The sequence below is a fragment of the Tabrizicola caldifontis genome (assembly GCF_004762095.1).
Lineage (GTDB): Bacteria > Pseudomonadota > Alphaproteobacteria > Rhodobacterales > Rhodobacteraceae > Tabrizicola > Tabrizicola caldifontis.
On sequence record NZ_SIJH01000020.1, the window covers coordinates 1 to 20,677 of the forward strand.

Consider the following 20,677-nt stretch of genomic DNA (forward strand, 5'->3'; position numbering starts at 1 on the left):
CGCAATGGGCGATCAGCTTCGCGCAACCGAAACGCTGCGCAGATCGCCCATTGCTCCGTCGGCGAAACAGCGCCAAGTTCAACAAAGGACTCTGGTGTCAGCCGGATGAGCATCGGGGGTCACAGCAGTATGAAAAAAGCTTCAACGATCCACCCGCCTGCACAGTGGCCGAGCTGGGCTGAAATGTCTGTCGACGGTCGTCTGGACGGCCATTGGCCTTGGGCCCAACCCGGGATGAAGGAATTTCTTCTTCAAGAAGCTAGGAAGCTCGCCTGAAAGGACGTCGCGGTCAGCGAGACATGCGCATCCAGTGGTGGGTGCAACTCGAACCCCTTCGGCTCACGCGCGAAATTCCACAGCCGGAACAGGCGCCATTCCGACCGGCGCTCCTCGGCCACGGCCAGCTCGTTGCGGGTGATGTGGAAGGGCGTGCGCTCCCATCCGTTCGTCGTCTTGACCTCGATCAGCCGGAATTGCCCGTCCGGGGCAAAACTCGCGATGTCATAGCCCGCACCATCGCCATCCTCCTCCGACACCCAGCGCACCTTGCGCGCCAGATCGTCACGTCCTGCCGTCCGCAATGCCGCGCGCTCATGCGCCAGGACGCGCTCCTCGCCCGCGCGGCCGAGGGCCCGGTTGCGCTCGTCCCGGCCCGCCACGTCGAACTTGCGGGCGATGTGCAGCATCTGGTCCAGTTCTTGCGGAGGCGGCTGGTTCGACAGTGTCGGCGGCGGTCCGATCCAGATCTGTGCTGCCTCGCGTAGGCCCAAAGCGGGGTGCAGCCCAGGTTGGCGCCCGAGCCAGGCCGGGTTCAGCGCCAGCCACCGCGCCACGGCATCCACCAAGGTCATCTGGAAGTTGAACGCGGGCTTGTAGCCGGGGATCCAGTCCTCGCCGAGCCCCTTCAGCACCGCGCTGATGTTTTGGTGCTTGAACTCGACGGACCCCTCGGACCGGTCGTTCAGTAGCGGCAGCAGCGCGCGGCGGTGTTCGGCCTTGCTGTAGCGGCGCGCGGAGATGTCGTCGGCCAGCATCGCGAAGTAATCCGCGACGATCAGATCATTTTCTTTATCCGTCCAGGCTCCGTTCGACATGGCGCCAGGCTAGGTGCCCCCGTGCTGTTTGTCACCAAGGGCTTCGCGCAGCATTACGAGGTTTTGCGCTGTGAAACGCCGCCTTCGGGCGTCTCTGTTCGCACCGAGAGCAGACGAACCTGCTTCAACTGCGGCGCAGTTAAGTTTCAGCAACACGCTGAAAATACGATACTTTTTGAAACCGTCTCGATTTGGGTGAAGGGCGGATGGAAAGAGACGCGGGGCGTTCAGAGACCGATTTCGGCGGAAGCGCCAGTCTCCGAAACGCGGATGGCATCGCTAAACCCCTTTGAAACAAAAAGAAAAAAGGCCCCGTCAGGAACCTCATCTCGGGTTTGCGATGTGCAAGTGGCGGACAGTGAGGGATTCGAACCCTCGAGACGGTTCCCCGCCTACACACTTTCCAGGCGTGCGCCTTCGACCACTCGGCCAACTGTCCTTGCGCGTCCTTCTGCCAAGTCGCACTTCCCTTTGCAAGGGACTTCGGCACCTGAACGGCCAGACTCGCTCCATGCGTTTCCAGGCGTGCGACTGATGGCGCCTTTACAAGCCCTTTGCCCGGACCTGCGGTCGATCGTCGGCAGAATTTCCCAGAAGTTCCAGAACCGCCGCCACTGCCTGACCCAAATGGCATCGAGCCTCGGGGCCCAGACCTTCGCGGATCGCACCGAATGCGGTTCCCGCGATGGCGATAGTGAATGCCGGGGGAACCTTCCCGAACAGCAGCCCGGCAAGATGCAGGGCCACCTCGGGCGTGACCTGATGACTGCCTAGAGTGGCAGTTGGGGTGGTGCCGGTACGCGTCAGTCGGAAAGGGGCGTCCAGATCCATTGCGGCATCAGCGAAGATCACCAGATCATGCGCCGCGATCAGAGCGGCATGATCCACGGTCAGCTGATAATCGATCTCGACCGTGACGCCGGGCAGATGCAGCTCTGCGATGGCCTCGGCCAGGGCGGGGCCGAGGCCATCGTCGCCGCGCGCCGGATTGCCGTAGCCGATCAGCAGGACACGGGCCCCTAAAGGCATTGCGCGGCCCGGTCGATCACCTCACCCCCAGGCCCGACGAGTTCCACCTGCAAGGGCATCTGCCCCAGTGCATGGGTGGCGCAGGACAGACAGGGGTCATAGGCCCGGATCGCAACCTCGACATGGTTCAGCATCCCTTCGGTGATTTTCGGCTGGCCCGACAGATGCTGCACCGCCACCGCCTTCACCGCGCGGTTCATGCCTTCATTGTTGTGCGTCGTCGAAACGATGAGGTTGCAGAAGGTCACCTGATCATGCTCGTCCACCTTGTAATGGTGGATGAGGTTCCCGCGCGGTGCCTCGATCACGCCGATCCCTTCGAAGCGCCGTTCGCCCTTGGCCACCAGATCGGTGCCCTGCAGGTCGGGGTCGTGCAGAAGCTCGCGGATCTTTTCCACGCAATGCACCACCTCGATCATTCGCGCCCAGTGGTTGGCGAGCGTCGAATGGTTCAGCCCGCCCGAGAAGGCCCGCAGCGCCTGATGGGCGGCATCGGCAAGCGGCGTGTCGATGAAGCTGGCCGTGTTCATCCGGGCCATGGGGCCGACGCGATACCATCCGTCCTCGGCCCCAAGGCTGCGGATGAAGGGGAATTTCATGTAGGACCATGACCTTACATCCTCGATGAGGTGCTTGTGGTAGTCGCAGTAGTCCACCATGTCGAAGATCGGGGTGCCTTGCGGGCCCAGCGCGCGCAGCCGACCGTGGTAAAGGTCCAGGGCTCCGTCGCCCTCGCGCACCAGGGACATGTGGTTCGAGGCGAAGTTGCCGAAACCTTTCACCAGTTCGGCATGATCTTCCACATAGCCGCGCGCCAGCGCCAGCGCGTCCTGTGCCCAGGCCAGCATCTCGTCCACCTGCGCCAGGAAGCGATCGCGGGTTTCCAAAGGCAGATTGCGATTGATCCCGCCGGGGATCGCCCCGGTGCCGTGGATCTTCTTGCCCGCCGTAGCCTCGATGATCTCTTGCCCGAACTTGCGCATCTGGATGGCGCGCAGGCCAAGGGTGGGATTTTCCCGGATCACCTCGAATATGTTGCGCCGTTCCGCAGGTGCGCCGAAGCCGAACAGCAGGTCCGGTGCGGAAAGGTGGAAGAAATGCAGGACATGGCTTTGCATCACCTGCCCGTAATGCATCAGCCGGCGCATCTTTTCCGCCGTGGGGGGCAGCACGTCCACGCCTGCGATCTGGTCCATCGCCTTGGCGGCGGCCAGGTGGTGGCTGACCGGGCAGATGCCGCAAAGGCGCTGGACGATGACTGGCACCTCCCACATCAGCCGGCCACGGATGAAGCGTTCGAAACCGCGGAACTCGACGATATGCAGCCGCGCCTCGTCCACGTTGCCGTCGGCGTCCAGATGGATCGTCACCTTGCCGTGGCCTTCCACCCGGGTAACGGGCGAAATCTCGATCAACCGGGTTCCTGTCATCGCCACCTCTCTAGTCGAAGCGCAGCCGTGCCCGGTCAAAGCCGTGGAACGTTCCGTCCAGAAGGGCGGTCAGCGTGTCGAAGATGATGTCGCCCGAAGGCGCACAGCCGGGGATCTGGATGTCGATGTCCACAATGTCGGAGCAGGGATAGACCTTGTCCAGGATCAGCGGCAGCGCGGGGTCGTTCGGGACATGGCGCGTCAGATTGCGCAGATAGGGTCCGGTCAGATAGGCCTCCTCGAGGCATTCCCGCAGCGGATCGTCCGCATGCATGATCGCGTTGCGCATCGCCGGCAGCCCCCCCATGATCGCGCACTGGCCGAGTGCGATCAGCACATCACAGTTCCGGCGAAATTCGATCAGGGTGTGGACGTTTTCCTCGTTACAGCAGCCGCCCTCGATGATGCCGATGTCGCAGCGACGGGTAAAGGTCTTGAGGTCGGTCAGCGGCGAGCGGTCGAACTCGACCCGTGCCATCAGCGTCACCAACCTTTCGTCCATGTCGAGAAAGGCCATGTGGCAACCGAAGCATCCGGCAAGAGATACCGTGGCGACGCGGGGTCTGGTCATTTCCGCTTCTCCTCGATCTCGTGCCCGATCAGGCCGTGATCGAAGGCACGCTCGCCGATGGGCGTGCTGAACCCTTCGCCCTTGCGGATGATGCAGCCGACGGGACAGACTGCCATCGCCGCATCCGTCACTGCCGCACCGGTGTGGGCAAGGTCCGGACCGTTCACCGCGACGCGCCGGTGGATGCCGCGGCCGACGTAGCCGAAAACACCCTTGCCGTCGATGTCCTGGCTGGCGCGGATGCAGCGCCCGCATGAGATGCAGCGATTGGTGTCCAGCGCGATGTCGGGGTGCGAGGCATCCAGGGCGCGGCAGGGCTCCAGCCAAGGAAAGCGAGTGGGCTGGGTCATTTCAAGCCGGTAGGCCATGGCCTGCAATTCGCAGTTGCCGCTCTTCTCGCAGATTGGACACAGGTGGTTGCCCTCGTGGAACAGCATCTCCACCAGATCGCGGCGGATGCGGTTGCGGGCCGGTGTGTCGTTCTCGACGTCCAGGCCGGGTTCGGCCGGCTGGGTGCAGGCGGCCACGCTGCGCCCCCCTGCCCTGACCGTGCAGACCCGGCAACCGCCCTGATGGCGCAGGCCTTCGTGGTCGCAAAGGCGCGGGATGTAGATGCCTGCGGCATCTGCCGCCTCCATGATCGTCTGGCCAGGCCGGGCCAGCACATCCACGCCGTCGATGCGAAAGGTGAAGGCATCGGTCATTCGCTGAAATCCCTGTCGAAGATATAGGACCGCCGCCTGGCGATGCGTCGGCCGCCTTCGATGGCGGCCTGGATGTCGAAGGTGGCCTTCAGCCCGTCCTTGCGCGGCCTGGTCACCGCCGCCCAGACGAGGGGCAGGTTTTCCAGGCTGGTCAGCACGGGGTTCGGCGATGTCATGCCCAGCCCGCAGCGGCTGGTCTCGATGATCGTGGCCGAAAGTTCCTTCAGATAGGCGATATCAGCCTCGTCAGCCTGCCCCTTGCGGAACTTTTCCACCGCCTTCTTCAGGAAGACGTTGCCCACCCGGCAGGGCGTGCAATAGCCGCAGCTTTCATGCACGAAGAAGGACAGGTAATAGTCCACGATCTCAAGGATGTTGCGGCGGGGCGAGAACACGATCACCGCGCCCCCGGTCGCCAGATCCTCATACCCCAGCCGCCGGTCGAACCCATCCCGGCCGACCATCGTGCCCGACGGCCCGCCCACCTGGACCGCTGCCGCATCCTCGCCCCCTGCCAGCGCCAGAAGCTCGCGCAGGGTCAGACCCCAGGGCAGTTCATAGACCCCGGGCCGCGCGCAATCGCCCGAGACGGAGAAGAGCTTGGTCCCGCGGCTCTTGTCCGTTCCCATCGCCCTGAACCAGTCCGGCCCCCGATCCAGTATGCGGGCGACATGGGCGAAGGTCTCGACATTGTTCACCACAGTCGGGTGTCCCAGATAGCCGCGCGTGACCGGGAATGGCGGGCGGGTCTTCGGCTCGCCCGGCAACCCCTCGCAGGAGGAGATCAGCGCCCCCTCCTCACCGCACACATAGGCCCCGGCGCCAAGCTGTATGCGGATGTCGAAGCCGTCCCCCAGCACGCCCCGCGCCCGGGCAACGGCCAGAGCGTCCTGCAAATGGTCGCGCAGATAGACATATTCCCCGCGCAGGTAGAGGATGCCCTCGCGCCCCCCGATCGCCCGGGCACAGATGGCCATGCCCTCGATGACCAGGTCGGCGCGGTCGGTCAGCAGGACGCGGTCCTTGAACGTCCCCGGCTCGCCTTCGTCGGCGTTGCAGATGACCACCCGGTGATCGTCGGGGGCGCTGGCCGCCAGCCGCCACTTGCGCCCCGTCGTGAACCCTGCCCCGCCGCAGCCGCGCAGTCCACTGGTCTCTACCGCGTCGATGATCGCCGCAGGAGTCATCGCCCGCGCCGCAGCGATCCCGGCGTCTAGCGGCACCGCACCCAGCAGCACCTCACCCGCCTGCCGGATGTTGTCCTCAACCTGCGCCTTCGCCCGCGCCAGCGGCGACAGCCGGTCGTGATCCGCGACCAGCGCCTCGGTCGGCGACAGTCCCTGCCGCAGTGCCCTCGCAAGCGCCCGCGCCCGATCCGGTGTCAGCCGCGTGGCTACCAGATCGCCCACCATCGCGGCGGGCGCCTGGTCGCACATCCCGATACAGGGCGTCAGCTCCAGCGACACTGCCCCGTCCGGTGTCGTCTGGCCGACGCGGATGCCGAGTTCCGCCTCGAAGGCTGCGGCCACGGCATCCAGCCCGGCAAAACGGTCAACGATATCGTCGCAAAGCCGGATCGGCACCCGGCCCTTCGGCGACAGCGACAGGAAGGAATAGAAACTTGCCACCCCCTCGACCGCGATCCGCGTCAGACCGGTCGCCGCGGCAATCGTTTCCATCGCGGCGGGGGAAATCCAGCACTGCCGGGCCTGCACCCCAAGCAGGATGTCCAGCATCCTGTGCCGGTCGTTGCCAAATCCTGCACAGATCGCCCGGATTGCGTCTTCGGGCAGATCGCCGGGCGCTGTCGTCATAACGGCCTCGTCCAGTCGTTCGGAAAGGCGGCCAGGTCCGACCGATCCCCTCCGGGGCAAGTGTCACTGACGCGGCGACCGGTTGCAAGGATTCCCTCCCCTTGCCCGACGGCCCGCGACGGGTCATGCAACATGTGTAACCGTCCCATGCGCAAGAGGGATTCTTTGGAGCTGGTTCTGGCGCGTCGTCGGGTGCTGACATGTGTCCGGCCTCTGCTGCGGCCGTTCACGTGCCGCGGGCCCGTATGGTGTTCGCGGGTCGGGTCCAGATCAAAGCCGCGTGCTCGATGGCACTCTGTTGCACCCTGGGTCTCCCGATCCTGTCTCACGACCGTTGCGCCAAACCTCTCCTTGCCCTCTTCCGCTCCGACGTCCTCGCGACCGACGGTCGGCTTATGCCGCCGCGGCCGGAGACTCGTAGAGGCCTCCCTTGGCCATCAGGGCCCAGACGATCCGCGCCATCTTGTTCGCAAGCGCCACCCGCACCAGCATTGGAGGCTTACGCGTCAGCATCCCGCCAAGCCACGTTCCCGGCCGTGCCGCGACATGGACGTGCCGCTTGATGATGACGCTGTTGGCCCCGATGATCAGCAGCCGTCGCAAGGAGCGCTCGCCCATCTTCGTCGTGGCCCCGAGGCGATGTTTGCCCCCGGTGGAATGCTGTCTTGGCGTCAGGCCAAGCCACGCCGCAAAGTCCCGCGCCTTCCGGAACGTGTCAGGCGGCGGCGCGAGGACCGCGATGGCCGTGGCGATCAACGGCCCTATCCCCGGAACGGTCATCAGGCGCCGCGCGACCTCGTCCTCCTTGGCGCGCCGCGCGATCTCGGCATCGAGCCTGCCGATCTCCGCCTCCAGATGGGTAAGAGCCCCGACCAGCACCTTCAGCGTAGCAATGGCATCGGCGGGCAGTCCGCTGTCCGGGTCCTCGACGATGGCGATCAGACGTGCGGCATTGGCTGCGCCTTGTGGCACGATCTGGCCGAACTCCCCAAGATGGCCGCGCAACGCATTGATCGACTGCGTCCGCTGGCGGATCAGCAGTTCGCGGATGCGGAAGACCATCGCGGCCCCTTGGGTCTCTTCACTCTTCACGGGCACGAAGCGCATCGTGGGTCTCTGCGCTGCCTCGCAGATCGCCTCCGCGTCAGCCGCATCGTTCTTCTGGCGCTTGACGAAAGGCTTCACGTAGGCGGGCGGAATGAGACGGACCTCGTGGCCCAGCTTGCCGATCTCGCGGCCCCAGAAGTGGGCGCCGCCGCAGGCTTCCATCGCCACGACGCACGTCGGCAGCTGGCCAAAGAACACCAGAACCTGATCCCGTCTCAGCTTCTTGCGCAGCACTGCACGACCAGACGCATCAGCGCCGTGCGCTTGGAACACATTCTTCGCCAGGTCGAGCCCGACCGTGATAATCTCCAACATGACCGTCCTCCTCTGTGGATCCTCGCAGACCCACCTTGGCACATTGATGCCGTCGGGGGGCGGTCACATCATCACAGCCTATCGGCATCATTCGGCAGCGTGCATGACCTGAATCAAGGCGGGCCCATCCTTGCGCTTGCGAAACACGGCGGGAGAGTGGACCCTGACCCAGGTGCCGCCGCAGCCGGGATGATGGAACGCATGGACCGCAAGCAACAGCTTCACCTGTGGTATTTCGTGGTCGCCTTTTTCGGCCTTCTCATGGTGCAAGCGTGGCTTTCGCAGGCCTCGGTCACCCAGCGCATCCCCTACAGCACGTTCCTGACCTATCTTGAATCCGGCAAGATCGACCAGGTGACCGTGCGCGCAGAAGAGATCGAGGGCCGATATGTCAACCCGATCGACGGCAACACGCACTTCATAACCAATATCGTGCCGCCGGACCTGACCGAACGGCTGGAGCGATCGAGGGTCGAATTCGACGGCACGGTGCAGAACACCTTCCTGTCGAACCTTCTTTCCTGGCTTCTGCCCATGATCCTGATCCTCGCCCTGTGGAGCTTCTTCCTGCGCGGGGCCATCGAACGGCAGGGCATGGGCGGCATGATGAGCGTCGGCAAGTCCCGCGCGAAGGTGTATGTGGAACGCAACACCGGCGTCACCTTCGATGATGTGGCCGGCGTGGACGAAGCCAAGGCCGAGCTGAAGGAAATCGTGGATTTCCTGAAGGAGCCGAAGAAGTTCGGCCGACTTGGCGCGCGCATTCCGAAGGGCATCCTGCTGACCGGCCCGCCCGGCACCGGCAAGACCCTGTTCGCCCGCGCCATCGCGGGCGAGGCTGGGGTGCCGTTCTTTTCCATTTCGGGCAGCGAATTCGTGGAAATGTTCGTGGGCGTCGGCGCAGCGCGGGTGCGCGATCTGTTCGATCAGGCCCGCAAGGCTGCACCCTGCATCATCTTCATCGACGAGCTGGACGCCATGGGCCGCCGCCGCACCATCGGCGGTTTCGGCGGCGGCAACGACGAGAAGGAGCAGACGCTGAACCAGCTTCTCGCCGAACTTGACGGCTTTGACCCGCGCGAAGGGATCGTTCTGCTGGCTGCGACCAACCGGCCGGAGATCCTAGATCCTGCGCTGATGCGCGCGGGCCGATTCGACCGGCAGGTCGTGGTGGACCGCCCCGACAAGACCGGCCGGGCCGCAATCCTGCGGGTACATCTGCGCAAGGTTGCAGTAGATCCCGCCCTGGACGTTGATGCGGTGGCCGGGCTGACGCCGGGATTCACCGGGGCGGAACTGGCCAATCTGGTGAACGAGGCCGCGATCCAGGCCACGCGGCGTGGCGGCGACACTGTTACCATGGCCGACATCACCGCAGCACTGGAACGGGTCGTCGCGGGGATGGAACGGAAGGGCCGGCTTCTGAACCCGCGCGAGCGCGAGACCGTCGCCTGGCACGAAATGGGCCACGCCCTTGCCGCGGCGCAGCTGCCCGGCGCGGACCCGGTTCACAAGGTGTCGATCATCCCGCGCACGATCGGGGCGCTGGGTTACACTATGACCAGGCCGACCGAAGACCGCTTTCTCATCACCCGTTTGGAACTGGAAAACCGCATGGTCATGCTGCTGGCCGGTCGCGCGGCGGAACAGATCCGCTTTGCCGAGGTTTCGACCGGCGCGGCGGACGATCTGGTGCGCGCCACCGATATCGGCAAGCAGATCGTCACGCGCTTCGGGATGCACGAAGCCCTGGGCCAGGCCGTACTGGAACAGGACCGCAGCGGTTTTCTGGGCGAGGACCGCCTCAGCTTCACCCCGCGCGACCATTCCGAGGCCACGGCCCGCGAGGTCGATCTGGCCGTGCGCGACCTTCTGAAACAGGCCTATGACCGGGCGCTTGCGCTGCTCAAGGCTTCGAAGGCCGATCTGGAGGCAGGCGCAAGGCTGCTTCTGGAGCGGGAAACGATTACCCCGGCGGACTTTCCGCCGCTGCTCAAGCCAGAGGCCCAGGCCGCATGACCCGCAGACCCAACCGCACCCGCCCCAAGGCTTCGCCGGAAAAGGCATCTCACCTTCCCGCGGTAATCCCGCCGGACCCGCAGCCCGTGCGCACCGAACCGGACCAGCACCGCCACGCAGCCCTTGACCGGGGCGTGATGGCCAGCATCGCACCCATGACGGCGGGGCTTTCGCCGCATGCCATGATCGATGCCTGGGCTGACTGGGCCATGCACCTGATGCGCGCGCCGGGCCGACAGCTGGAACTTGCGGAAAGGGCCGGGACAAACTGGCTGAAGCTGGCGCGGTTCGCCATGTCGGGGATGCTGGGGCAGACACAGGAAAAGCCCTTCCTTCCGGGGCCCCACGATACGCGATGGCTGCATGAAGGCTGGGACAGGAAACCCTATGCGCTCTGGCAGCAGGGATTTCTGGGCGTGCAGGACTGGTGGCATGCCGCCACCGCACCGCTGCCTGGTCTCAGGCGGCAGAACGCCGAACGCGCGGGCTTCATGATCCGCCAGATGCTGGACACGGTCTCGCCCGCGAACTTTCCGCTCGGCAATCCCGAAATCATCGAGAAAACCATTAAGAGCGGGGGCCGCAACCTTCTGGAAGGTGCAGCGCATTTCATCGACGACGCCTTCCATGTCCTTGCACAGGAGCATCGGCCGGTCCCTGACGAATTCGCCCTGGGCAAGCGTCTGGCCACCACCCCCGGTGCGGTGGTGTTCCGCAATGACCTGATGGAACTGATACAGTATTCCCCCACGACCGAAACCGTACGGGCAGAGCCGGTGCTGATCGTCCCGGCCTGGATCATGAAATACTACATCCTCGACCTGTCACCGGAAAATTCCTTCATTCGCTGGCTGGTCAGTCAGGGATACACGGTCTTCTGCATCTCGTGGTGCAACCCGACGGCCGAACAGGCGGATCTGTCGCTGGAAGACTATAGGCGACAGGGGATCATGCAGGCGCTTTCGGTGATCAACAGCATCGTTCCGGGGCAGAAGGTCCATGCCAACGGCTATTGCCTTGGCGGCACGCTGCTGGCCATCGCAGCGGCCACCATGGCGCGGGATGGCGACGACCGGCTGGCCTCGGTCACGCTTCTGGCCGCGCAGGTCGATTTCGCGGAAGCCGGAGAGCTTCTGCTGTTCCTCGACGAAAGCCAGGTTGCGTTCCTGGAAGACATGATGTGGTCGCAGGGCTACCTCGACCGGCCGCAGATGTCGGGCGCCTTCGCAGCCATCCGGTCAGAAGACCTGATCTGGTCGCGCGCGGTGCGCCGCTATTGGCTTGGCGAACCCGATCTGCCAACAGACATCGGTGTCTGGGTCAACGACACGACCCGGATGCCCGCACGGATGCATTCGGAATACCTGCGCGGGATCTTTCTGGAAAACCGCATCTCGGCCGGAAGGTTTGCCGTCGAGGGCAAGGTGATCGCCCTGAAGGACATCGACGTGCCGATGCTCGTCGTGGGAACCGAAACCGACCATATCGCCCCGTGGAAATCGGTCTACAAGACTGCGCTCTTCACCGATTGCGACCTGACCTTCGTTCTGACCAAGGGCGGCCACAACGGCGGCATCCTGTCTGAGCCCGGCCACAGGGGACGGCACTACCGGATCGGCCACCGACCGGCCGGCGGGCGCTACATGGGCCCTGACGCATGGCTGGAGCTTCACGATCCGAAGCCCGGCTCTTGGTGGCCGGAATGGGCGGCATGGCTGGACGCACATTCAGGCGAGATGGTGCCGCCGCCAGAAACCGGTGCTGCCGGGGTGGGCCTGCCCGTCCTTGCACAGGCGCCGGGCAGCTATGTCCTGCAAAGCTGAGCTGGCGGCGCGTCAGCGGTTTCCGGCTGCCGCGCCGATCGCCGTCAGGCCCCCAAGACAGGATGCATCGGCGAGATGGCGGGTTCGATCCGCTGTCCGGTCTGCGCATCGAAAAGATGCACCTGCCTGGATGCGGCCTTGGCCGCCCGACCGAGGCCGCCGTCGCCGCCACCCCGGAGCCTCGCGTCAGACCCTCGGCACCCCCGCGACTTTCAGCGCATGGCCGATGTCTTCCCCCACCGCCACGTGTGGATGAGGGCGTGGCCATGGAATACCATGGCGCAGCCGCGTTCGCGCGGTTCGAGGTGGTTCACCACCTGCCCCGCGATGGCGATCTCGCCCGCCATGACCTCTTCCAGCCCGGCAATCAGGTGCAGGAGCGCGGACTCGCCGCTTCCCGAGGGGCCGAGGGTGACGACGGGCTTGCCATTGCGGCTGGCGATACCTGCCAGCCCAAACCGGTCGCCATCCAGCACCAGTGCCTCTACCAAATGCTGAAGGTCAAGATCGCGTGGGGTCCAATGCAGCCAGTCGCAGTGGGCAGGAAGACCCGCACGGTCCGGCGCTGCGCCAGGACCGGCAAGGACGGTCGTGGAATTCCTTCCGCAGATGATGGGTCCGGAGGAAATCTGGCCAGGGCCTGTGATGCCCGGATGGGCCTCAGGCTACATTTCGACGACGGGCAGCCTAGTCGGCCAGATGGATCGAAACGCGCCGGTTCTGGCGTCCCTTGTTCTCGATCTTGCCAATCGTCACGCGCCCGATTTCGGCCGTGCTGGCGACATGGGTGCCACCGCAGGGTTGCAGATCGATCTGGTCCACGCCTGCGCCGATGCGGATCAGCCGCACGCGGCCCTGTCCCATCGGCGGGCGGACCGACATGGTCTTGACCAGCCCGGGGTTTGCCTCCAGCTTCTCGTCCGTGATCCAGTCCTCGGTCACGGGCAGGTCGCGGGCGATCAGGCTGTTCATTACGCCCTCGATCACTGACGGATCTCCGGGCGGATCAGGCATGTCGAAGTCCAGCCGCCCGCGGTCGGCGCCGATCTGCCCTCCGGTCACCGGAAGGGGGATCACCACCGACAGAAGGTGAAGGGCAGTATGGACACGCATGTGGCGATGGCGGCGGGTCCAGTCCAGCAGCATCCGCACCGGCGCGCCGATGGGCGGCATCGGCATGGCCTCGGCCGGAACCAGGACCACGCGGCCACCCTCGGCCCTCAGCGTGGTCGCAATTGTCATCCGGCCTCCGTCCCAGTCCAGCACGCCGCTGTCACCGGGCTGGCCGCCGCCCGTCGGGTAGAAGACCGACCGGTCCACCACAAGACCGCCCTCGGGCGTATGATCCACAATCCGGGCATCGGCGGCTTGCAGATAGGGGTCGGTGCGAAACAGAAGTTCGGTCGTCATCCGCTGTCGTCCTTGGGCGGCTCGGGGGGCATCCTGGGCGCTTCTGCCTGCGGCTCGGGCAGGACGGGCGCAGAGGGCTTGCCGGGCGGCGTCTCGCCACGCAGCACCATGAGCGCCTGCGTGATCTCGTCGATGTTGCGCAGCGACACGTCGGTCTGGGCGAAGGGAATCTCGATACCCTCCTGCGCAAAGCGTTCGACGATCTGATGGTTGATCTCGCTGCGCACCGACAGCGAAAAGTTCACGTCGCGCAGGATAAGCCGGATCTCGAACTGGATCGCATCGGTGCCAAAGCCCATCAGCACCACCATGGGCGGCGGGTTCAGCACGGCCAGCGGCTGCGCTTCGGCAATCTCTCGCAGGATGCGTTCGACCTTGCGGGTATCGGACCCGAAGGCCACACCCACCGGCACGATCAGCCGCCCCGACAGGTTGAAGCGCGTCCAGTTCGTAACCTGCCCGGTGATCAGGTCGGCGTTCGGCACGATCACGTCATTGCGGTCGAAGGTTTCAATCCGCGTGGATCGCACACTGATCGCCCGCACCCGCCCCTGGACGCCGCCAACCTCGATCCAGTCGCCTTCACTTACCGGACGCTCGACCAGCAGGATGATGCCCGAGATGAAATTCGACACGATCTGCTGCAGACCGAAACCGATACCGACCGACAGGGCACCCGCAACGATGGCCAGGCCCGACAGGTCGATCCCGGCCGAGTTGATCGCGATCAGCGCCGACAGGAAGATGCCGACATAGCCGACGCCCGCGACCAGAGCAGTCTGGCCGCCGGAATCCATGCTGGTCTTGGGCAGGATCGTGGTGCGCAACGCGCCCTGGAACAGCCGTGTCAGCATGTAGCCGATCAGGAAGATCGCGGCGAAGATCATGAAGTCTGTAGGCGATATCCGCGTATCACCCAGTTGGAATCCTTCGGTGAACCGGGTCCATAGCTCGGTCAGGTCAGAAAACCGTGCGCCCCAGATCAGCGCAAAGACTGGCAGCGAGGCAAGCGACATCACGAAGCCTGCCAGAACAGGCACCAGCGCGTCGCTTGCCTGTTCGTCTGCCTTCACGATCAGCGCCCATACATCGCCGATCAGACGCTGCAATATGAAGAGAAGAGCCACCAGCGCCAGCGAGAGCATCGCCGGATAGATCATCGCTGTCGCAGCCTGCACATAGCCGAATCCCGCAAGCACAGGCCCGACCAGGCCGATGACGGTCAGCCCTCGGGCGAACAGCAGCAGAAGGCGCAGCACATAGCTGCGCTCGTCGACATCCCTCGCCTGTCTGAGCAGGCGCCCCATCCGTATCAGGATCAATCCGCCTGCGACCAGGATCGGGAAGGACATCACCGCCGTCGTCGCATCGGAATAGGCCTGAGCATCCATCGCGGCCGAACGAAGCATTTCGGCCGCCAGGGTCAGGCCCATAAGCACTGCCAGGAACCGTCCCTCGGCCCGGTTTTCCGGCGGCATCGGCAGAACCGCACCCTCGCCCTGCACCCGGGGAAAGGCACGCGCCCCCAGCCAGGCCGCCCCGAAGACGACGAACCCCATGACCGGCAGGGCCTGCGTGATGGACAGGCCGATCTCTCCAAGAAGGTTGCTGGCAACCAGCGCCCGGGACAGGGCAATCGTCCCCAGAGTGGGCAGGATGATCTCGCCCAGCGAAGCCAGCAGGGACCAGACCTTGCGGCCGCGCACCGAAGCACCGGCCTGCAGGTGTTCGGCAAAGCGTTCGACCCAGCGGCGAACATAGACCACCAGGGCCGCGGCCACGATCAGCAGAACAAGGATCAGCGGCAGATTGTCGTAAAGATGCGCCCGTGCCTCGCGATCAGCCCAGGCTGTCGCGACCTCGTCCCATAGTCGAAGAAGCGTGTCAGACAGGCCGATCGCCGCCTCGGGCCAGATGCCCGGGTTCACCGGAGAGGGCCAGAGCTGCAACAGCTGGTCGGCCTGGCGATCGCGCAGGATGCGGTCAATCTCGCGGATCAGGCCGTCCGCGCGGCGGTAGGCTTCTTCCGCCGCGATCCCCGGGGCCTGGGCCTTGACCAGCTGCGCGGCCAGTTCCTGCCGGCGGCGAGAAATCTCGTCCGCCTCGGTCTCGCCCTCGGCTGGTGCCGGGCCCAGCGCGGCGATCTGCTCGCGCAAGGTGGCGATGCGTGAGGAATTGGCGTTCTGTGCCGTCAGCAGGGCCGAGCGCCACTTGGCCAGCTGGCCGCGGATTTCCTCCAGCCTTTGGTCCGAGGTGCGGCGTTCGGCAATCTCGGCCTCGGCCCTGGCGGCGGTGCGTTCCCAATCGTCATAATTCAGGTCTGTACCGTCCAGCGCCGTCTCGACCCCGGTAATGGGGATCGCGCTGGGAGAGGTCTGCGCCAGCACCGCCCCGACGGGCAGGATGAGTGCCAGCGCCAGGAAAAGCGCCTGAAGGGCCTGCCTCATGCGTCCTCGAACACGGCCGGAAGCGGCCGGGCCGGACGATCCAGCCAGCCCGGCACCGGCAGGCCCTTTTCACGCAGGAAGGTCGGATTGTAGATCTTCGACTGGTAGCGGCTGCCATAGTCGCACAGGATGGTGACGATGGTCTTGCCAGGTCCCATCTCGCGCGCCATGCGGATTGCACCGGCGATGTTGATGCCCGTGGATCCGCCCATGCACAGACCCTCTTCCATCAGCAGGTCGAAGATGATCGGCAGCGCCTCGCTGTCGGGGATGCGGTAGCTGAAATCGGGCCTGAACCCTTCAAGGTTTGCAGTGATCCGACCCTGTCCGATGCCTTCGGTGATCGAGGAACCGGGCGCTTCCAGCTTGCCGGTCGTATAGTAGCTGTGCAGCGCTGCCCCCTCCGGGTCGGCAAGCCCGATCTTCACCCCCTTCGGCTGCAGGGCGGCGGCCACGCCCGCAAGCGTTCCTCCCGAACCCACGGCGCAGATGAAACCGTCCACCTTGCCGCCGGTCTGTTCCCAGATCTCGGGTCCGGTTGTCTCGATATGCGCCTGGCGGTTCGCCACGTTATCGAACTGGTTTGCCCAGATCGCGCCGTTGGGCTCGGTCTTGGCCAGGGCCTCGGCCAGCCGGCCCGAGTAACGGACATAGTTGTTGGGGTTCCGGTAGGGCGCGGCAGGCACCTGCACCAGTTCCGCCCCGGCCAGCCGAAGCATGTCCTTCTTTTCCTGACTTTGCGTTTCCGGGATCACGATCACCGTGCGGAAGCCCATGCTGGCCCCCACCAGAGCAAGGCCGATCCCGGTATTCCCCGCCGTCCCCTCGACGATCGTGCCGCCCGGCTTCAGGTGCCCCTTCGCCACTGCATCGCGGATGATGTAAAGCGCCGCCCGGTCCTTGACCGACTGGCCGGGGTTCATGAACTCGGCCTTGCCCAGGATCGTGCAGCCGGTGATTTCGGAAGCCTTCCTCAGCTTCAGCAGCGGCGTGTTCCCGATCGTGTCGGCCAGATCCTGATGAATGCGCATGTTGGCGGTCCTTCCTTGGTTTCCAAGGTTTAGGGGCGCCGCCCGGCAAACTCAAGCCGCGGCAGCAGGATCGGCGCCGAAGAAGCGCCTTGCACCCGGCAGAAGGACGACGCCCAGGATAAGGATGGACACAAGACACCAGATTGCCGGCGCCTCGTTCGGATTGTCTGTCAGAAGGTTCGCCGCTACCGGCCCGACCAGCGCGTGAAACAGGGCAAACCGCCAAAGGCCGTAGAACAACGGCATGACAAAGATCGCCAGCACATATGCCGGAAAGCCGAAGTTGGTGCCCAGCCAGCGGTCGGGGCCGCCGAAGATGTCGCTGTAGGGCAAGGTCCAGGCCAGATGCCAGTTGCCGCTCATGGTGCACAGCACCTCGCCACACAGCGGCTGGCCGGTCGTGCAACGGTCAAGACCGGGCCAAGGCACCATCTGGGCCAGCATCAGCACCGAGAACAGCACCGCCAGAGCCAACACCCGGCGTCGTGTGCCGTGGGCGATTCCCGGGGCAAGCCAAGCCAGCATGAAGGCATTCAGCACGACAGGCTGCAGCACGATGTGCAGCATGGACAGGGCCGTGACCGCCCGGTTCGCCGGTGTTCCGCACTGGTCGATCACCAGAAAGCCAGCCAGTTGCAGCCCCTCCATGGCCGCAAAATACAGAAGTGTCAGCGGCACCGCCGCCGGGTCGGCGCGCCGTGCCGTGAAGGCCGCCGCAGCCACGCCCACGGCCGCCATGCCGGCCGTGACTTCCATGCCCCAGCACATCGCGGTGCCCTCCCCTTCGCTACAGCATGACGCGCGAGGGCGCAGAGTGCAAATCCGCAGTCGCGTTCTTCTTCGGAAACAGGAAACAGGCGAGGAGCGGGCGTCACCGGCGCCGCAGCCTTGTCAGGCCGCGACGAACATCCCTTCTGCCTTCAGGCTGGCATAGCTTTCGTCCAGGCTTTTCCGCGCCCGCTCGATCAGGATGTCGATCTCGGCAGGGGTGATGACCAGCGGAGGCGAGATGATCATGCGGTCGCCGACATGGCGCATGATCAGGTCGTTGGCAAAGCAGCGCTCGCGGGTACGGAAGCCCACCGTCCCGGGCTCGGAAGCAAACTTCGCCCGCTTTTCCTTGTCCGGCGTCAGCGCGATCGAACCCATCAGTCCGACCAGCTTCGCCTCGCCCACCATCGGGTGATCGACCAGGGCTTCCCAGCGTTCCTTCAGATATGGGTGCGCCACGTCACGGACATGCTCGATGATCTTTTCGTCCTGCATGATGCGCAGGTTTTCCAGCGCGACCGCGCAGGACACCGGATGGCCGGAATAGGTGTAACCGTGGAAGAACTCGCCCGCACTACCCACGACATTCGCCACCTCGTCGCAGACGATGCTGCCGCCGATCGGGGCATAGCCCGAGGACAGGCCCTTGGCGATGGTCATGATGTGCGGCTTGATGTTGAAGGTCTGCGACCCGAACCAGTTGCCGGTGCGCCCGAAGCCGGTGATGACCTCGTCAGCGATCAGCAGGATGCCATACTTGTCGCAGATGCGCTGGATTTCCGGCCAGTAGGTCTTGGGCGGCACGATCACGCCGCCCGCGCCCTGGATCGGCTCGCCGATGAAGGCGGCCACGTTGTCGGGCCCGACCTCGAGGATCTTCCGCTCCAGTTCCTGGGCGCGGACATAGCCGAACTCGTCCTCGGTCATGTCGCCGCCCTCGCCCCACCAGTAGGGCTGGTCGATGTGCTCGATCCCGTCGATCTTGCCGCCATGGGCATGGATCGGCTTCATGCCCCCAAGGCTGCCGCCGCCCATGGTCGAGCCGTGATAGCCGTTCCAGCGCGCGATGATGATGCGCCGCCAGGGCTTGCCCATCACATCCCAGTAGCGGCGGACGAGGCGGATGTTGGTGTCGTTCGCCTCGGACCCCGAGCTGGCGAAGAACACATGGTTCAGATCGCCCGGCGCAAGCTTCGCGATCTCGGCCGCAAGCGCAATCGCCGGCACGTGGGTCGTCTGGAAGAAGGTGTTGTAATAGGCCAGCTCTTCCATCTGCTTGGCCGCCACGCGGGCCAGTTCCTTGCGCCCGTAGCCGATGTTCACGCACCACAGGCCCGCCATGCCGTCGATGATGCGGTGGCCCTCGCTGTCGGTCAGCCAGACGCCCTCGCCGCGCGTGATCACCCGCGCGCCCTTTGCCGCCAACCCCGCCTTGTCGGTGAAGGGATGAAAGTGGTGGGCCGCGTCCAGGCGCTGAAGCTCGGCGGTCGGCAGGTGGTTGGTGATCATGTTCATTACGCGGCCCTCTTGGAATCGGCAGGGCGCAAGGCCCCGACTTGAATGCAGGATATGATCAAATGCGCGGCGCTTCAAGAAATTTGATCAAATTGATCGTGCGCGTTCCGCGCTCCCCTTTCCTCTCGTCGTCGGGCCTTCGCCCTCCTTCTCGGCCTCGCAGGCATTCTGCCCCCGAACCCCCTGAGAATATTTGGAAAAGAGCAAGAACATCTGCTCCTCTCACAAATACTTCCGGCGGCCCGGGGTGGCACCCCGGCTGCCGAGCCGGTTCAGCCGAAGGCTGAGAGGCGAGACAAACGGCTTGCGCCTGCCAATGCGCCCGCTTTCGCGCCTGCGGTTCAGGGCGCCTCGGTCAGGGCCTGACGCACATGATCGACACCCTGCTGGATGTCCCGCTCGATGGCCTTGGCCAGTGCGGTCGCATCGCGCGCACGCATCGCGGCGATGGCCTCGCGGTGCAGGTCCGGGGCCGCCTCTCGGCCGTAGCGGTCGATCACGGCGCGCAGGGACGGTCCCGCCCGCAGCCAGAGCGAACGGGCAAGGTCCAGCAGGACGGGGGCCTCGGCAGCCTCGTAAAGGGCGAAGTGGAAGGCATGGTTCGCCGCGAGATAGTCGGGCAGGTTCCCGGCCTCGATCGCGCGGTTCACCTTCCCGTCGATCGCCTCGAGCCGGTCGATCTGCGCAGGTGTCAGGCGAGCGCACGCCAGTTCTGCCAGTCTCGGCTCGATGGCAAGGCGGGCAAAGGCCACCTGGTCCAGAAGGTCAGCCGACAGTTCCGGTACGGCCACGCGGCGGTTGCCCTGGGGCAGCAGCGCGCCCTCCGCCGTCAGCCGCCGGATCGCCTCGCGCACGGGGGTCATGCCGGCGCCCAGATCGGCGATCAGCCCCTGGATCGTGACCGGGGCCCCCGGCGCCAGATGACCGAAAAGGATCATGTCGCGCAGCCGCGCGTAGGTGACCTCGTGGCTGGGTATCTTCCGGTTGTCCGCATCCATCGGGGTAACCTCTTACTTTCTCCCTTTATGACGCCTGATTCCGCGGGATCAAGATATGATCAAATCCCGTGGTCATGGTGCAGGCAGGGCATCTTCATGCCGCAGCAGCAGACCTTTCACCCGCACATCCAGCCGGCTGGTCCGACGCAGCAGGCGCCACCATCCGCCGGCTTACCGGCTGGCAGCCTCGGTGATCCGGTACAACCGCATGGCATGCGAAGGCCGGGGCTGATGTCGTCGGCCCCTTAGAGGCGGATCTCCGGCCTTCCAGCTTTCCCCGAACTTACGGTAGCGCTGGCAAGGGAACCGCGCGATGCCTCCGCCCGCCAAGGAGGCGCCCGGACAGGCTCTGCAGGATCACCAGCGCGCCGCGCCTCATGCGGCGAAAGCGCGGGAGGGCGGCTCAGGTTGTGGTCAGAATCACGACCTTGCCTGCCTCACCCGATTTCAGGCAGTCGCCTGGCCCCGCCACCGCCATGATATTCATGTGCAAGGCGAGCTTCGGCCGCGGTGACACAGCAGATCATGAGCGGACGCCGGCTTCGGCCGCCTCCTGCGATTGCCAGGTTCAGGCAGTGGCCCCTGCCTGCTTCGAAGGC

At 65.2% G+C, this 20,677-nt stretch carries 17 protein-coding genes and 1 tRNA gene; 3 read left to right on the forward strand and 15 right to left on the reverse strand.

Translation table 11 applies throughout. The annotated features are described in order from the left end of the window. A partial coding sequence (locus EYB42_RS17505) for a hypothetical protein (RefSeq protein ID WP_205910002.1) occupies positions 1 to 182 on the forward strand: 182 nt, incomplete at its 5' end. Between the two features lie 69 nt (positions 183 to 251). Here the strand turns inward: EYB42_RS17505 and EYB42_RS15330 are convergent. The 8 genes from EYB42_RS15330 to EYB42_RS15365 form a co-directional block, all read right to left on the reverse strand. After that, positions 252 to 1,094 carry a DUF3883 domain-containing protein gene (locus EYB42_RS15330; protein ID WP_135451003.1) on the reverse strand — a complete coding sequence of 281 codons (843 nt, stop codon included), beginning with the start codon at positions 1,092 to 1,094 and terminating at the stop codon, positions 252 to 254. Between the two features lie 349 nt (positions 1,095 to 1,443). After that, positions 1,444 to 1,533 (reverse strand) — tRNA-Ser (locus EYB42_RS15335). Between the two features lie 104 nt (positions 1,534 to 1,637). After that, positions 1,638 to 2,123: a hydrogenase maturation protease gene (locus EYB42_RS15340; RefSeq protein ID WP_135451004.1), complete on the reverse strand. Its 486-nt coding sequence runs from the start codon at positions 2,121 to 2,123 to the stop codon at positions 1,638 to 1,640. Then, complete coding sequence (locus tag EYB42_RS15345; RefSeq protein ID WP_135451005.1) at positions 2,114 to 3,553, reverse strand: Ni/Fe hydrogenase subunit alpha; 1,440 nt, start codon at positions 3,551 to 3,553, stop codon at positions 2,114 to 2,116. The genes EYB42_RS15340 and EYB42_RS15345 overlap by 10 nt, the downstream gene beginning before the upstream one ends. Positions 3,554 to 3,563: 10 nt before the next feature. Then, a complete protein-coding gene (locus tag EYB42_RS15350; RefSeq protein ID WP_167851044.1) occupies positions 3,564 to 4,124 on the reverse strand; it encodes an NADH-quinone oxidoreductase subunit B family protein in 561 nt (186 codons plus the stop codon). After that, on the reverse strand, positions 4,121 to 4,828 hold the full coding sequence (locus EYB42_RS15355) for a 2Fe-2S iron-sulfur cluster-binding protein (RefSeq protein ID WP_135451006.1): 708 nt from the start codon (positions 4,826 to 4,828) through the stop codon (positions 4,121 to 4,123). The genes EYB42_RS15350 and EYB42_RS15355 overlap by 4 nt, the downstream gene beginning before the upstream one ends. After that, positions 4,825 to 6,642, reverse strand: a complete 1,818-nt coding sequence (locus EYB42_RS15360; RefSeq protein WP_135451007.1) for an NAD(P)H-dependent oxidoreductase subunit E — start codon at positions 6,640 to 6,642, stop codon at positions 4,825 to 4,827. The genes EYB42_RS15355 and EYB42_RS15360 overlap by 4 nt, the downstream gene beginning before the upstream one ends. Positions 6,643 to 7,035: 393 nt before the next feature. Next, positions 7,036 to 8,064 (reverse strand): IS110 family RNA-guided transposase, encoded by a 1,029-nt coding sequence (locus EYB42_RS15365; RefSeq protein ID WP_135451008.1) that lies wholly within the window; start codon positions 8,062 to 8,064, stop codon positions 7,036 to 7,038. 201 nt (positions 8,065 to 8,265) lie between these two features. On the opposite strand from EYB42_RS15365, the gene ftsH reads away from it, so the two are divergent. Both ftsH and EYB42_RS15375 read left to right on the forward strand, forming a co-directional pair. Continuing rightward, entirely contained in the window at positions 8,266 to 10,083 is a 1,818-nt protein-coding gene (gene ftsH / locus EYB42_RS15370) for an ATP-dependent zinc metalloprotease FtsH (protein WP_135451027.1), read from the forward strand. Next, on the forward strand, positions 10,080 to 11,906 hold the full coding sequence (locus tag EYB42_RS15375; RefSeq protein WP_135451009.1) for a PHA/PHB synthase family protein: 1,827 nt from the start codon (positions 10,080 to 10,082) through the stop codon (positions 11,904 to 11,906). The genes ftsH and EYB42_RS15375 overlap by 4 nt, the downstream gene beginning before the upstream one ends. 212 nt (positions 11,907 to 12,118) lie before the next feature. On the opposite strand, the gene EYB42_RS15380 is transcribed toward EYB42_RS15375, so the two are convergent. From EYB42_RS15380 to EYB42_RS15410, 7 genes are all read right to left on the reverse strand, one after another. Beyond that, a complete protein-coding gene (locus EYB42_RS15380) occupies positions 12,119 to 12,382 on the reverse strand; it encodes an ATP-binding cassette domain-containing protein (protein ID WP_240784215.1) in 264 nt (87 codons plus the stop codon). 211 nt (positions 12,383 to 12,593) lie between these two features. Continuing rightward, on the reverse strand, positions 12,594 to 13,316 hold the full coding sequence (locus EYB42_RS15385; RefSeq protein ID WP_135451010.1) for an alanyl-tRNA editing protein: 723 nt from the start codon (positions 13,314 to 13,316) through the stop codon (positions 12,594 to 12,596). Beyond that, entirely contained in the window at positions 13,313 to 15,763 is a 2,451-nt protein-coding gene (locus EYB42_RS15390) for a DUF3772 domain-containing protein (RefSeq protein ID WP_135451011.1), read from the reverse strand. Before EYB42_RS15390 ends, EYB42_RS15385 begins: the two co-directional genes overlap by 4 nt. Then, positions 15,760 to 16,794 (reverse strand): cysteine synthase A, encoded by a 1,035-nt coding sequence (locus EYB42_RS15395; RefSeq protein ID WP_135451012.1) that lies wholly within the window; start codon positions 16,792 to 16,794, stop codon positions 15,760 to 15,762. The genes EYB42_RS15390 and EYB42_RS15395 overlap by 4 nt, the downstream gene beginning before the upstream one ends. Before the next feature lie 51 nt (positions 16,795 to 16,845). Beyond that, positions 16,846 to 17,550: a DUF5765 domain-containing protein gene (locus EYB42_RS15400; RefSeq protein ID WP_240784216.1), complete on the reverse strand. Its 705-nt coding sequence runs from the start codon at positions 17,548 to 17,550 to the stop codon at positions 16,846 to 16,848. A 135-nt stretch (positions 17,551 to 17,685) separates the two neighbouring features. Next, entirely contained in the window at positions 17,686 to 19,080 is a 1,395-nt protein-coding gene (locus tag EYB42_RS15405) for an aspartate aminotransferase family protein (RefSeq protein WP_135451013.1), read from the reverse strand. Between the two features lie 341 nt (positions 19,081 to 19,421). Further along, the gene (locus tag EYB42_RS15410; RefSeq protein ID WP_135451014.1) at positions 19,422 to 20,078 is read right to left on the reverse strand and encodes a GntR family transcriptional regulator; all 657 of its coding nucleotides are present in this window, start codon (positions 20,076 to 20,078) and stop codon (positions 19,422 to 19,424) included. Positions 20,079 to 20,677 lie beyond the last annotated feature (599 nt).

Bases quoted from the DNA above. Each gene is read 5' to 3' on its own strand.
- EYB42_RS15365 (WP_135451008.1), bottom strand. From the start codon at position 8,064: ATGTTGGAGATTATCACGGTCGGGCTCGACCTGGCGAAGAATGTGTTC.
- EYB42_RS15375 (WP_135451009.1), top strand. From the start codon at position 10,080: ATGACCCGCAGACCCAACCGCACCCGCCCCAAGGCTTCGCCGGAAAAG.
- EYB42_RS15385 (WP_135451010.1), bottom strand. From the start codon at position 13,316: ATGACGACCGAACTTCTGTTTCGCACCGACCCCTATCTGCAAGCCGCC.
- EYB42_RS15410 (WP_135451014.1), bottom strand. From the start codon at position 20,078: ATGGATGCGGACAACCGGAAGATACCCAGCCACGAGGTCACCTACGCG.
- EYB42_RS15345 (WP_135451005.1), bottom strand. From the start codon at position 3,553: ATGACAGGAACCCGGTTGATCGAGATTTCGCCCGTTACCCGGGTGGAA.
- EYB42_RS15405 (WP_135451013.1), bottom strand. From the start codon at position 19,080: ATGAACATGATCACCAACCACCTGCCGACCGCCGAGCTTCAGCGCCTG.
- EYB42_RS15400 (WP_240784216.1), bottom strand. From the start codon at position 17,550: ATGGAAGTCACGGCCGGCATGGCGGCCGTGGGCGTGGCTGCGGCGGCC.
- ftsH (WP_135451027.1), top strand. From the start codon at position 8,266: ATGGACCGCAAGCAACAGCTTCACCTGTGGTATTTCGTGGTCGCCTTT.
- EYB42_RS15340 (WP_135451004.1), bottom strand. From the start codon at position 2,123: ATGCCTTTAGGGGCCCGTGTCCTGCTGATCGGCTACGGCAATCCGGCG.
- EYB42_RS15360 (WP_135451007.1), bottom strand. From the start codon at position 6,642: ATGACGACAGCGCCCGGCGATCTGCCCGAAGACGCAATCCGGGCGATC.
- EYB42_RS15390 (WP_135451011.1), bottom strand. From the start codon at position 15,763: ATGAGGCAGGCCCTTCAGGCGCTTTTCCTGGCGCTGGCACTCATCCTG.
- EYB42_RS15355 (WP_135451006.1), bottom strand. From the start codon at position 4,828: ATGACCGATGCCTTCACCTTTCGCATCGACGGCGTGGATGTGCTGGCC.
- EYB42_RS15350 (WP_167851044.1), bottom strand. From the start codon at position 4,124: ATGACCAGACCCCGCGTCGCCACGGTATCTCTTGCCGGATGCTTCGGT.
- EYB42_RS15395 (WP_135451012.1), bottom strand. From the start codon at position 16,794: ATGCGCATTCATCAGGATCTGGCCGACACGATCGGGAACACGCCGCTG.
- EYB42_RS15330 (WP_135451003.1), bottom strand. From the start codon at position 1,094: ATGTCGAACGGAGCCTGGACGGATAAAGAAAATGATCTGATCGTCGCG.